This window comes from uncultured Cocleimonas sp. (assembly GCF_947495625.1).
In the GTDB taxonomy this organism is placed as follows: domain Bacteria; phylum Pseudomonadota; class Gammaproteobacteria; order Thiotrichales; family Thiotrichaceae; genus Cocleimonas.
The window spans coordinates 157,021-170,244 of record NZ_CANLZW010000001.1; the positions used below are offsets into that span (position 1 = coordinate 157,021).

9 protein-coding genes are annotated in these 13,224 nt (G+C 39.9%); 3 read left to right on the forward strand and 6 right to left on the reverse strand.

The genetic code is table 11. From position 1 onward, the window contains the following. Window positions 1–69: 69 nt before the first annotated feature. Window positions 70–1,497 carry a nitrogen regulation protein NR(I) gene (ntrC, locus tag Q1A31_RS00680; RefSeq protein ID WP_299870919.1) on the reverse strand — a complete coding sequence of 476 codons (1,428 nt, stop codon included), beginning with the start codon at window positions 1,495–1,497 and terminating at the stop codon, window positions 70–72. A gap of 110 nt (window positions 1,498–1,607) precedes the next feature. Then, the gene (gene glnL / locus Q1A31_RS00685; protein WP_299870921.1) at window positions 1,608–2,684 is read right to left on the reverse strand and encodes a nitrogen regulation protein NR(II); all 1,077 of its coding nucleotides are present in this window, start codon (window positions 2,682–2,684) and stop codon (window positions 1,608–1,610) included. A 370-nt stretch (window positions 2,685–3,054) separates the two neighbouring features. Between glnL and glnK the strand changes: the two genes are divergently transcribed. Both glnK and Q1A31_RS00695 read left to right on the forward strand, forming a co-directional pair. Next, window positions 3,055–3,393 (forward strand): P-II family nitrogen regulator, encoded by a 339-nt coding sequence (gene glnK / locus Q1A31_RS00690; protein ID WP_299870923.1) that lies wholly within the window; start codon window positions 3,055–3,057, stop codon window positions 3,391–3,393. A gap of 68 nt (window positions 3,394–3,461) precedes the next feature. Further along, complete coding sequence (locus tag Q1A31_RS00695) at window positions 3,462–4,745, forward strand: ammonium transporter (protein WP_299870925.1); 1,284 nt, start codon at window positions 3,462–3,464, stop codon at window positions 4,743–4,745. A 617-nt stretch (window positions 4,746–5,362) separates the two neighbouring features. Here the strand turns inward: Q1A31_RS00695 and Q1A31_RS00700 are convergent. From Q1A31_RS00700 to Q1A31_RS00715, 4 genes are all read right to left on the reverse strand, one after another. Continuing rightward, window positions 5,363–6,307, reverse strand: coding sequence for a hypothetical protein (locus tag Q1A31_RS00700; protein ID WP_299870928.1), 945 nt, complete (start codon window positions 6,305–6,307; stop codon window positions 5,363–5,365). Between the two features lie 341 nt (window positions 6,308–6,648). Next, on the reverse strand, window positions 6,649–7,560 hold the full coding sequence (locus Q1A31_RS00705) for an ABC transporter ATP-binding protein (RefSeq protein WP_299870930.1): 912 nt from the start codon (window positions 7,558–7,560) through the stop codon (window positions 6,649–6,651). Window positions 7,561–7,598: 38 nt separating this feature from the next. Further along, the gene (locus Q1A31_RS00710; protein ID WP_299871108.1) at window positions 7,599–8,558 is read right to left on the reverse strand and encodes an ABC transporter permease; all 960 of its coding nucleotides are present in this window, start codon (window positions 8,556–8,558) and stop codon (window positions 7,599–7,601) included. A 102-nt stretch (window positions 8,559–8,660) separates the two neighbouring features. Then, window positions 8,661–10,022: a CmpA/NrtA family ABC transporter substrate-binding protein gene (locus tag Q1A31_RS00715; protein ID WP_299870932.1), complete on the reverse strand. Its 1,362-nt coding sequence runs from the start codon at window positions 10,020–10,022 to the stop codon at window positions 8,661–8,663. A gap of 416 nt (window positions 10,023–10,438) precedes the next feature. On the opposite strand from Q1A31_RS00715, the gene Q1A31_RS00720 reads away from it, so the two are divergent. After that, window positions 10,439–13,138 carry a nitrate reductase gene (locus tag Q1A31_RS00720; protein ID WP_299870933.1) on the forward strand — a complete coding sequence of 900 codons (2,700 nt, stop codon included), beginning with the start codon at window positions 10,439–10,441 and terminating at the stop codon, window positions 13,136–13,138. The last annotated feature ends 86 nt before the right edge of the window (window positions 13,139–13,224 follow it).

Here is a 13,224-nt window from a genome sequence, read left to right on the forward strand (position 1 = left end):
GGACTAACCATTCCAGCTCACTTCGTAAAAAATAGCGACAGTTTTCTCTGTTGCTTAATTTTAATCGACTTAATCAGGTTCTCCTTTAGAAATATCCAGCTCTTTGAGTTTTCGCGTTAGTGTATTCCTTCCCCAGCCTAATAATTCTGCCGCATCTTTTTTTCTACCGCCGGTTTTTTGCAAAGCGGCGTTTAACGCGATGGTTTCAAATTTTGGAGTTACCTCATCCAGAATACGGCTATCCCCTCGATTGAGTCTGTGAAGCATATTTTGATAAAGCAATGCTTCCCAGTTGCGCTCATTTTGCTCTTCGCTTTGTTTTAAATCCTGCGGTAAATCTTCCATAGTTATTTCATGGCCTGCCGCCATCACTGTTAACCATCGACTTACATTTTCTAACTGGCGCACATTACCGGGCCAGTCTAGGGTTTGAAGATAATCACTGACTTCGCTGCTTAATTTTTTCTGTTCCGCATTCAGTTCTTTGGCTGCCTGAGCAAGAAAATGATTGAGCAAGACAATGATATCTTCATCGCGTTCTCTTAATGCGGGAATCTGTAATCGAATGACGTTTAAACGATGGAACAAATCTTCACGGAAGGTGCCATTTTTTACATGCTCTTCCAGATTTTGATGGGTTGCCGCAACTACGCGCACATCCACTCTAATCGCCTTGGTGCCGCCGACTCGATAAAACTCGCCATCTGCCAGGACACGCAACAAACGCGTTTGAAGTTCTGCTGGCATATCGCCAATTTCATCTAGAAACAAGGTGCCGCCATCGGCCTGTTCAAATCGACCAATACGCTGTGCCTGTGCGCCAGTGAATGAGCCTTTTTCGTGTCCAAACAATTCTGATTCAAGTAACTCTTTCGGAATTGCCGCTGTATTTATTGCAATAAACGATTTTTTCGCGCGTGGGCTATGCGTATGCAAAGCTTTTGCGACGAGTTCTTTACCCGTTCCTGATTCTCCAGTTATCAATACTGAAATACTTGTTTTACTGAGTCGCCCAATGGATCGGAACAATTCCTGCATCGCCACTGACTGACCAATAATTTCTTGTTGCGAAACAACCGGCTCAACCTCTGCAATTTTTCCACTTGTTGATTTATTGGTAGCACAAGCGCGCTTCGCTAAATCTGTTGCTTCGTTAATATCAAAGGGCTTTGGTAAATACTCAAATGCACCGCTTTCATAAGCTGACATGGCACTATCCATATCAGAATGAGCAGTCATAATAATTACGGGTAATTCTGGATATTTACTGTGGATTTCTTTAATCAACTCAAATCCGCTCATGCCTGGCATGCGTATATCTGAAATAATCGCTTCAGGTAGTTGCACATTATCAGCATTCAAATCACGGACTAAATCGCTAGCAAATTCATATGCCTGAACTTCCATCCCCGCTTTTTCCAGGGCCTTTTGTAAAACCCAACGAATGGATTGATCGTCATCTACTATCCATAATTTTTCTGGTTTTGATGCTGGCACTGTAGTCTCGCCTCTTTTTGTTTTTACTTTATTTATTCAAGATATTTAATTGAGCTTTCATCGCGTTCAAATCAAAGTCTCTTCCAAAAATATCAGTAATTTTTCATTGGTTAATCTGATTTATTACACTCGATGGGTAATAAAAGTTTGAAACAGGTTTTCCCCGGTTTCGAAGTAAACTCTATGACACCATGGTGGCGGTTCGCTAATGACTGGGCGATGGATAGACCAAGCCCAGTACCTTTTGCTGAACCACTAATCATGGGAAAAAATATTTTGTTGTGGATATCTTCTGGCACGCCTTTACCGTCATCAATAACCTCTAACTTTAATGCCAACTTATACTGCTTATTATTGATCACGTAATTTCTTAGAATTCGTGTTCTAAATAAAATGCTTCCAGAATCACCAACGGCTTTTAATGCATTTCCGACAATATTGAAAACAATCTGAATCATGTTATCCAGATCAGCTTTTAATTCAGGGATACTCGGGTCGTAGTCAAAATGTAAGCTGACTCCTTTGGGTATATCTGCTTTCACTAATCGGCGAACCCGCTCCAATACTTCGTGAATATTGATCCACTCATTTTTTGTTGGCGCACGCGAGCCAAGTAAACGATCTACCAGTTTTTGTAAGCGATCCGCTTCCGAAATAATGATTTGGGTATATTCTTTGAGTTCTTCACTGTCTAATTCAGAATCTAATAATTGGGCTGCGCCACGTAAACCGCCCAATGGGTTTTTAATTTCATGCGCCATACCACGCACCAGCGTTTGTGTTGCTTCTTGCTGGCTGAGCAACTGCTCTTCTCTGGCTGCTCTTAACTGGAAGTCTGTTCTATATAGCTCAAGTACCACACCTATTAGCTTGGTATTTTTAATCAGCGGGCTGGCGACACAATCAACGATAATGTCTTTATTTTTTTTACCCTGTAGATAACATGCTCGGACAGCCTGAGGCTCTTCATTAGTAAGTACAAAATTGAGATGATCTTTGACAATATCTTCATGCAATATCACAGAATAGGGTTTATTTAAGATGCGTTCCCTTGACTGGCCGAATAAATTTTCTGCCGCAGCATTCATTTGCATAATGTTCAATGACTTATCCAAAACAAGAATGGCAATACTAATAGTGTCACTGATTTCATTCGGTGAGAATTGGGTATGTATTTTATTTACCAACTTTAGATCCTAAAAATATCCTGATGATGTCCAGAAACGAAAACGCCATTAATTTGTGTAAAAACGTTTAAATAAAATAACAAAACGTCTGAATCAAACAAATCAATGCAATCTTCAAGCCAACTTATTGCTTGGGCTTAATTAAAGCATTTGTCGTATTTCTAACTCCCTAAAATCTATTATGGTGCTTTTCTTAAATTAACGCACCATTTTAGTGCTTTTTTGTTCTTTTCTTATGGATCACATATCAAAACCCTTAGTAAATAAGACGTTCAGCACCTTTTTTGAAGTTGGCACGTATTTTGCGATGTAGGCGTAAGCACACTGCTTTTTAAAAATTAATTTAAAGTAAAAATGGAGAATGAACGCAATGAAATTGATCACTGCAATAGTTAAACCCTTCAAACTAGATGATGTACGTGAAGCATTATCAGAAATTGGCATATCCGGAATTACAGTTACAGAAGTAAAAGGATTCGGCAGACAGAAAGGCCACACAGAACTTTATCGTGGCGCTGAATACGTTGTTGATTTTCTACCTAAGGTAAAAATAGAAGCCGCTGTTTCTGATGACGTTGTTGATCAAGTCATTGAGTCAGTTACTAAAGCAGCAAATACGGGAAAGATTGGAGACGGCAAAATTTTCGTCACTAATATAGAACAAACCATTCGTATTCGCACGGGTGAAACTGGACCCGAAGCACTTTAAACAAAAGCCTCATTCATAAGAGTCCTTTTAATTAAATTATTTAGAATACGAAATAGGAGTATTTCACAATGGAAAATAATATATTTGAATTACAGTATGCGTTAGATACCTTTTACTTCCTGGTATGTGGCGCATTAGTAATGTGGATGGCAGCGGGTTTTGCCATGCTAGAAGCAGGTTTGGTACGATCGAAAAGTACAACCGAAATTTTAACTAAGAACGTCGCACTTTTTGCTATCGCTTGTACTGCATATTTAGTAGTTGGTTACGAGATTATGTATGACGGCGGTATGTTCCTTAAAGATATTGCTTTAGATGGCGCTAAAACAGCCGAAGGTTTAACTGCCGCGGTATTAGCTGAATCTGCAGAAGCTAAATTTGATGGCGGATCTGTTTACTCAAACGCATCTGACTTCTTCTTCCAGGTGGTTTTCGTTGCTACTGCAATGTCTATCGTTTCTGGTGCAGTTGCTGAGCGTATGAAGTTATGGTCTTTCCTACTATTTGCTGTAGTAATGACTGCTTTCATCTACCCAATGGAAGGTTCTTGGACTTGGGGCGGAAAATCAGTATTCGGTATGTATAGCCTAGGCGATGACTTCGGATTCTCTGACTTCGCTGGTTCTGGTATCGTTCACATGGCTGGTGCTGCTGCTGCGTTATCGGGTGTTATTCTACTCGGCGCAAGAAAAGGCAAATACGGTAAAGACGGAAAAATCACGCCAATCCCTGGTTCTAACCTTCCTTTAGCAACACTAGGTACATTCATCCTTTGGATGGGCTGGTTCGGATTTAACGGTGGTTCTGTACTTAAGCTAGGTGACGTTGCAAATGCTAACTCTGTTGCAATGGTATTCCTAAATACAAATGCAGCTGCTGCTGGTGGCGTTATTGTTGCACTTATCGTTGCACGCTTAATGTTTGGTAAAGCTGACTTAACAATGGCACTTAACGGCGCATTAGCAGGTCTTGTAGCAATCACTGCTGAGCCTTCTACACCTTCACCATTGATGGCAACTATCATCGGCGGAATTGGCGGTCTGATCGTTGTATTCTCAATCATCACTTTGGATAAAATGAAGATAGATGATCCAGTAGGTGCAATTTCAGTTCACGGTGTTGTTGGTCTTTGGGGACTACTTGCTGTTCCTCTAACGAATGATGGCGCTAGCTTCTTCGGTCAAATCATGGGTGCTTTAACTATCTTTATCTGGGTATTTGTTACTTCATTCATAGTCTGGTTCGTAATCAAAATGATTATGGGTATCCGGGTATCTGAAGAAGAAGAGTACGAAGGTGTTGATATTGGTGAGTGTGGTATGGAAGCTTACCCAGAATTCACTGGTAAATAAGAAAGTACTTAATAGTAAAACAGTCTTTAATTAGACAAAAAAAAAGAGAGCCTAGGCTCTCTTTTTTTTTGAGGGTTATTTATATAAAAAAACTATTATAAATAAATAAATTTGTATAAAAAAACGGTCCCAGATTAACCATGGGGAGAAGATATGCGCAGCTGAAGTGTATCAACCATGGTCTCTCTGGAACCAATATGAAGGTAAGGAAAGTCCCTCCATATAAACATTTGACGGTAACAGTCCGGATAAGTTCCAAATAAAATATGAAAATTATCTTGTATAGAAGAATTAAAAAAAGAATAGCCAGATAATCAATATCTTACTGCTCAAAAAAAATTTAAAAAATTACAAATAAAATGCGCAATAGATACTCAATAACACGCTTAGAAGATTCTGGCTTGTTAGATTCAACAGATTTTTTTATATTGGTTAGTTACTCTAAGTCGTCTAGTTATCTCAATGAAGAACAAACAACATATAAAAACCGCTTAAATAAAAGAAGCTTTAAAGAATTACCAAAAAAGGGCTAAAAGTAGGGGGGTGTGATTTTTTAAATACAACGTAACCCGATCTAAAACCAGAGTAAATCTAAGCTAAACAAGAATAGACAATAGTTAACCGAACCAAAAACTATCCGGCTTATTGAGAAATTCTTTAGAAGTCATGTAGTGAGTGCCATCACAGGAGAACGTGAGTCCTACCATGCCATTGATCACATTAATGGAACCAGAGCGTAAATAGACCGTCTCGTCTGCATTTCTCAAATCTTTTAATCTACCTATAACCAGCTTCACTTCATGCTCAGGAACCCTTGATTCAACTGGATAAGAATGTGAAGGATAAGCGAGACAAACATCTGGATTGATAATCTCATCTAGCACGTGCAACTGGTATTCATAAGGCCGTTCATAAGCCCATAGCGTTGCACGCGAGCTACCGTAATGCAGTTTCACATGGAAAATCCCACGTTTACATATCAGATTCGTAATAATGTCATGGACTTGATCTAGGTGCTGGTCCATAGCGCTAATAACGCGCTCTTGCTGAAACAGGTTTTTACGGATTGCTGGATCGCCTTTAATCTGACGCCAGGGTTGTTCTTCACTAATATTAATTTCGTCATCAATAAAATCATCAATATCAAAATCAGCCACGACAAAACCCAGTACATTTCCATTTTCATGAAATACCGGATGCGTTGCTGTAATACTCGGTTTACGATCAATGCTACTAAGGTACACAGATGATAGAGAGAAACCTTTTTCGCTATGAATATTATGCGTATAGGGTCGTTTGGATAAATCCTGTCCACGAGCGTGTCGCTTACTGGATCCGTCTGAAAATATATTAGAACTTAACTGTTTGCCCTGAAAATCGATGACATAAAATAATTTACTTTGTGGTATTCGATTAACAACTTGAATCAGGTATTGGTCAATTTCTTCTGGGTATTCCCAAAACTTTGTACAATCCAAAGCGATGGCTAACATTTTAAATTTTAACTGTGCCCCTAAGCGATCTTTACGCTTACTTATCTTATCTGAGAGTCGTGCGTTCATAGCTGTAATCTCTTACCCCTAGGTTTATATTAAAAAAGCCACCCCCCTACTTATAGTGAGTTTTTCGTTTTGTTTTTAAAACGTTTAACTCATTTAATTGACCTGTTGTCTGGGTCATTAGGTGTTTTTTTATTATTTATAAGAAGGGTCCATCTGCTCTCGCTCTGTTACAAAAAAGTAACCGGGAACAAAAAGGTATTTTGGTAAAAGCTACATAGGAGGAGAAACCAAACCAATATAAATACCTTCCGTTCCCGATTTTAAGTCAGTTCCCGCTAGAGACTGACGGTCCGCTTTATTGTAATTATTATGTTGTAGCTAAGCTGGTTGCTAAATGTTTGCTAAGCTACTTTTTTCTTTATTTGCTGAGATTCTTTAAAATCTACAACAGGATTTTCTTCTGAATCATCTAGTGAACTATTGACAGCAGTCTCGTCAATAGTTTCATCTTCTGTTAATTCTTCTGCTTTTTTTCCATGTCTCTCATACAAGAAACGTAATACTTCATGACGACAATGGTTATATTGTTTGCTTTCTGATGTAGCAATTCTTTCTCTTGGGAAAGGAATATTAACGTCTAAAATCTCCCCAACTGTTGCGCTTGGGCCGTTAGTCATCATTACAATTCGATCTGATAATAAAACTGCCTCATCAACATCATGTGTCACCATCATCATCGTATTGCCCAGATCAGCCTGAATTTCCATCACTGAATCTTGTAAATGCGCACGTGTTAAGGCGTCTAACGCACCGAAAGGTTCATCTAATAATAAAACTTCTGGCTCCATCGCTAACGCTCTCGCGATACCAACGCGTTGCTTCATTCCGCCCGATATTTCATCAGGGCGTTTATGCAAAGCGTGTTCCATATGCACTAATTGCATGTTGTGTTCAATCCATTCACGCATTTCTGCTTTACTTTTAGTCCCTTTAAAAATAGTTTTTACCGCAAGCTCAACATTCTCATAAGCAGTTAACCATGGTAGCAAAGAATGGTTCTGGAAAACCATCGCGCGTTCTGGACCAGGAACAGTCACTTCTTTGCCATTTAAAACAACCCCGCCGGCTGTTGCTTGATAAAGGCCAGCAATGATATTTAAAACCGTTGATTTACCACAACCTGAGTGCCCAATAATTGAGACAAACTCACCCTTTTTAATCTTAAGATTAACGTTTTCTAACGCCCTAAAAGAACCACTAGGCGTAGGGAAGTCCATATTTACGCCAGTTAATTCAAGATGAACTTTTTCCATGATTTAAACCTTTTATCAAACTCTATTTCAGTCTTTGATTAACGTAATGCAACCGACTTATCCCAAGACACTTTTTTCTGTAGATACAGCATGATACGGTCAAGCAAGAAGCCTATAAGGCCTATAACAACAACCGCTACCATGATTCTACCCAGTGAATTCGAACTACCGTTCTGGAATTCATCCCAAACAAATTTTCCTAAACCCGGATTTTGCGAAAGCATTTCTGCTGCAATCAATACCATCCAGGCAATACCTAATGACAAACGCAATCCTGTAAAAATCATCGGAATAGCTGAAGGTAAAACTATTTTTCTCACATGAGTCCACCAGCTTAAACGTAATACATGGCTAACATTTTGTAAGTCTTTACTGACGTTAGTTACACCGACTGCAGTACTGATTATGGTTGGCCACAAACAACAAAGGAGAACAGTAATCGCTGAATTCAAAAATGATTTATCAAACCAGGCATCATCAGACGTAACGTATGTCGCACTCACGATCATGGTTACTATCGGCAACCAGGCGAGAGGTGAAACCGGTTTAAAAATTTGCACTAAAGGATTTAAAGCGGCGTAAACCGTTTTACTTAATCCGGCCACGATACCAATAGGAATAGCGATTAGAGAGGCCAATAAAAAACCTGCCATAACAGTAACGACACTGGTAATGATCTGATCAAAAAACGTCGGATTACCTGCATATTGTCGTACTTTAATCGTTGCCTCTGGATCTTTGGCTAATTTTTTAGCATTGCGCGTTTCTTGTCTTTCATAAAAGGCTACCTGCTTTTGGCGCTCATCTTTATGCTCAACAAGTAACGCTTCAAATTGCGAGTAAACTTGCTTTGGTCCTGGAACCGCACCTAAAGAAGTGACTACTTTCGGCGCTAAAAAACTCCATAACATCAAGAATATTAAGACACCTAAAATAGGAGTAGCAAAACTAACAAAGAACCCTTTCAAGTCTGACTTACTGAACGTCCTTAATTCGATTGCTTGACTGCTCACTGATATATCCTCTTTTCAATTTTTCCTATGCTAAAAAGCCCGCCACGCATGCTACTAAGAGCGCGGGCGGGAACCGCTAGGAACTAATTAACCTTTATCGTCAGCCTTTAGGCCGATTTTGAATGATTCAATATAATCATTCGGCTTGCTACCATCGTAAGTTACACCATCAATAAACTCATTTTGTGGTGGTTTAAAACCAGTTTCAGTCGCAAAGTCAGGAAACTCTTCTTTCTTCAATTTACCTTCTTCGATCAACTCTAGTGCCGCAATTTTGTATAGCTCAGGCTTATAAACTTTCTTCGCCATATCGGTATACCAGGTGTCTGATTTTTTCTCATCGATCTGTCCCCAGCGACGCATTTGCGTGAGGTACCAGATTGCATCTGAGTAGTAAGGGTAAGTTGCGTTATAACGGAAGAACACGTTGAAATCAGGCACTTCACGTTTATCGCCTTTTTCGTATTCAAAAGTGCCTGTCATTGAGTTAGCGATAACTTCAACATCTGCACCCACATAGTTTGGTTTAGCAAGAATCTTCACCGCTTCCATTCTATTTTTGTTGTTGTCTTCATCCAGCCATTTTGCTGCTCTAATCATTGCTTTAACGATTCGAGCCGTAGTATTTGGGTATTTTTTAGTAAATTCATCCGTCATACCAAAGACTTTTTCCGGGTTATCTTTCCAGATCTCGTAGTCAGTGATAACCGGTACACCAATGCCTTTGAATACTGCTTGTTGGTTCCATGGCTCACCTACGCAATATCCGTCAATTGTGCCTGCTTCCATGGTTGCTGGCATTTGTGGTGGTGGAGTTACTGAAAGTTGAACATCAGCTTGTAGTTGACCTTTGATATCGCCCTTAGAAGGTGCGTAATAACCAGGGTTTAAACCACCTGCTGCTAACCAGTAACGTAGTTCGTAGTTATGTGTCGATACAGGAAACACCATGCCCATTTTGAAGGCTTTACCTTTGTCTTTATAAGACTCTACAACAGGCTTTAAAGCAGAAGCACTGATTGGATGAACCGGCTTTCCATCTTTGTGCTCGATATGTTTCTTCATTTCTGCCCAAACGCTATTCGATACCGTAATACCGTTACCGTTTAAGTCCATTGAAAAAGGAGTAACGATGTGTGCTTTGGTACCAAAACCGATGGTAGCCGCAAGTGGCTGACCAGCCAGCATATGAGCACCATCTAGTTGGCCATCGATAACGCCATCCAAAAGTACTTTCCAGTTTGCCTGTGCTTCAAGATTTACAAATAAACCTTCATCTTCAAAATAACCTTTTTCATAAGCAATCGCTAAAGGCGCCATATCGGTTAGCTTAATAAAGCCAAACTTTAGATCTTCTTTTTCTGGCTCGCCTATTTCTGCAAAAGCAGGAAGTGAAATTAGTGCAGTACTTATTGTTAAAGCGACACTGATAGATAAAGTCGCTTTCATAAGAAAGCTTTTGTATGTTGATTTACTTTTGCTGCTGCTTAATTTCACTAAATACTCCAATAACTATTTATCTTTAATTATTAGAGTCTTTGCAAAGCCCATGCCAAAAAAATCCTCGCCCCCCTCCTTATCACTCTTATCTAATTGATTAATATATATTTTATATGTATTAAATCTCCTCCAATTTCTATTAACTTTAATTATCGCAGTAACATTATTCTTCAAAATAATGCATAAAAAGTAACAATTGCATCATTCAAGTGCATTTACCAAATCCAATGATGCCTTCCTCTATTTATTCCTCTATTTATTCCTCTATTTATTCCTCTATTTCTCACCGTTCTTATAGCCATAATTTCTTTGGCATATAAGTTGCTAATACTAATTATGATGGACTAAATGGTTTAACGATCTGTATGGATGCTATAGAAACTGACAATATTAAAACAACCTGCCCTTATTGCGGGGTCGGTTGTGGTGTATTGGCCTCAATAGATGAACAAGGAGTGGTTTCCGTTAAGGGTGACCCTGATCATCCTGCGAATTACGGACGTTTGTGTTCCAAGGGAACAGCATTGGGAGAAACTGTCTATTTACAGGACAGATTGCTCTATCCGGAAATCAAAGGTGAGCAAGTTAGCTGGGATCAGGCGCTAAGCACTGTTTCGGGGCGTTTTTCCGAGATCATTGCCGAACATGGTGCAGATGCCGTTGCCTTTTATGTGTCAGGGCAATTATTAACCGAAGATTACTATGTCGCTAATAAGCTTATGAAAGGTTTTATAGGCTCAGCGAATATCGATACCAATTCACGTCTATGCATGTCTTCAGCGGTTGCCGCCTATAAGCGAGCTTTTGGTGAAGATTGTGTGCCGTGTAGTTTCGAGGATTTAGATAAAGCTAACTTAATTGTATTAACAGGCAGTAATGCAGCCTGGTGTCATCCTATTTTATTTCAGCAAATAGTCCGCGCCAAGAAAGCGAATCCGAAACTTAAAGTCATCAATATTGATCCGCGTGAAACACAGACAAGCAGTGCTGCTGATATTCAACTTTCACTAAAACCTGGTACTGATGGTGTGTTATTTAATGGTCTGCTTACTTTCTTAAAAGAAGCCGATATTGAAAACAGTTTCTTTACAGAAAACTGCACCAGTGGAATAGATGGCGCGATACAGGCTGCAAAAGAATCAGCGCCATCTATAGAAAGTGTTGCCGAACAATGTGCACTTGCTGAAGATGATGTTCGTGAATTTTATAACTTATTTGCAAATACAGAAAAAGTGGTTAGCGTTTTCTCGCAAGGTATTAATCAATCATCAAGCGGTGTTGATAAAGGTAATGCGATTATCAATTGCCACCTTTTCACAGGACGCATTGGCCGACCCGGAATGGGGCCGTTTTCATTTACCGGACAACCCAATGCAATGGGTGGCAGAGAAGTGGGTGGCTTAGCCAATCAACTTGCGGCTCATATGGAGCTTGAAAACCCCGAGCATTGTAATCTTGTACAGCGTTTCTGGAAATCACCGACTATAGCGAATAAACAAGGCTTGAAAGCAGTCGATTTATTTGATGCGATTGAACAAGGTACCGTCAAGGCTGTATGGATAATGGCAACGAATCCCGCTGTTAGTATGCCCGATTCCGAAAGAGTCAAAGCAGCTTTGAAAAAATGCGAATTAGTAGTCGTTTCAGATTGCGTTCGAGTAACTGATACTGCAAAAGTTGCGGATATTCTACTGCCCGCGCTCACATGGGGCGAAAATGATGGCACCGTGACCAATTCGGACCGTAATATTTCTCGTCGCCGATCTTTTTTAACAACACCTGGGCAAGCAAGAGCTGACTGGGATATTGTTACCGATGTCGCACATCGCATGGGATTTGCTGAGCATTTCCCTTATCGCAATGCCGCCGATATTTTTCGCGAACATGCAGCCCTATCAGCATTTGAAAATGAAATTGGAACGCCGAGTCATCGAATTTTTAATATTAGTGCATTAAAAGATATAAGTGATCAGGAATATGAGTCATTTCCCATTAAACAGTGGCCAATTACGCCTGATTCACCTACAGGAACAAGCCGCCTTTTTTCTGATGGAAAATTTAACACTCCTGATGGAAAAGCACGTTTTATCAGCGTAAGCCCTAAAGCGCCAGCAGTTACTACCACCAAAGAATTTGATCTTATCCTGAATACCGGACGAGTACGAGATCACTGGCACACCATGACCCGTACCGGTGTATCACCACGTTTATCCGCACATATTCACGAACCTTACGTTGAAATACATCCCCTTGATGCTGTGCAATATGGTTTGAGTAATCGTAGCCTTGCGCGCATAAATAGTCCGTTGAATAAATCAGTAATTGTCAGAGTTCAATTCTCGGATAAACAACAACGTGGCAGCATATTTTTACCAATCCACTGGAATAGTCAATTCAGTAGCCGAGCGAATGTTGGTTCATTAATTCCATCCATAGTTGACCCTATTTCAGGTCAGCCAGAATCTAAACACGGTATTGTAAACATCGAGCCGTATCTGGGTAATTGGCATGGATTTATCCTCTCGAGTAATGCGACTAATTTAAACCTTGGTTTTGCCAAGTACTGGGTAAAATCACGTGGCCGTGGTTTCTGGCGTTATGAAATGGCTGGTTATCATTGTGGCCCGGATTGGGCAACATTCTCCAAAGAGCTTCTCGGTAAAATCAGTGATGACGAGTGGATTGAGTACTTCGATAAATCTAATCACACGTATAGAGCAGCTCAGTTTAAGGGCTCTAAAATAAGCAATATTATTTTTATCGGTCCTAATGAAAAACTGCCTCCGCGAGACTGGTTAATCAGCCTTTTTCATAAAGAGGAAATCTCTAAAAGTGAACGCATTAGTTTACTAAGTGGCAAGCCACCTACTGATCAGGAAGATGTGGGCAAAACAGTGTGTGCCTGTTTCAATGTCGGAGAAAAAACCATTCTTAAAGCGATTAAAGAAAAAGGTTTAACCACACCAGAACAAATTGGTGAATGCCTTCAGGCAGGTACTAACTGCGGATCATGCTTACCTGAACTACGTGGTATTTTAGCAAGCAACACATTCGCTAGCGCTTAACTGGTGCAAATTCATTATAAATCGCACCACAATACCCCTTAATTCTTATAATAATTAAGTCACCCCCCTACTTTTAGGCCTTTTTT

What these genes read in the sequence shown, in the direction of transcription:
- Q1A31_RS00700 (WP_299870928.1), bottom strand. Translation starts at nt 6,307, where the DNA reads ATGAACGCACGACTCTCAGATAAGATAAGTAAGCGTAAAGATCGCTTA.
- Q1A31_RS00695 (WP_299870925.1), top strand. Translation starts at nt 3,462, where the DNA reads ATGGAAAATAATATATTTGAATTACAGTATGCGTTAGATACCTTTTAC.
- Q1A31_RS00705 (WP_299870930.1), bottom strand. Translation starts at nt 7,560, where the DNA reads ATGGAAAAAGTTCATCTTGAATTAACTGGCGTAAATATGGACTTCCCT.
- Q1A31_RS00715 (WP_299870932.1), bottom strand. Translation starts at nt 10,022, where the DNA reads ATGAAAGCGACTTTATCTATCAGTGTCGCTTTAACAATAAGTACTGCA.
- Q1A31_RS00720 (WP_299870933.1), top strand. Translation starts at nt 10,439, where the DNA reads ATGGATGCTATAGAAACTGACAATATTAAAACAACCTGCCCTTATTGC.
- glnK (WP_299870923.1), top strand. Translation starts at nt 3,055, where the DNA reads ATGAAATTGATCACTGCAATAGTTAAACCCTTCAAACTAGATGATGTA.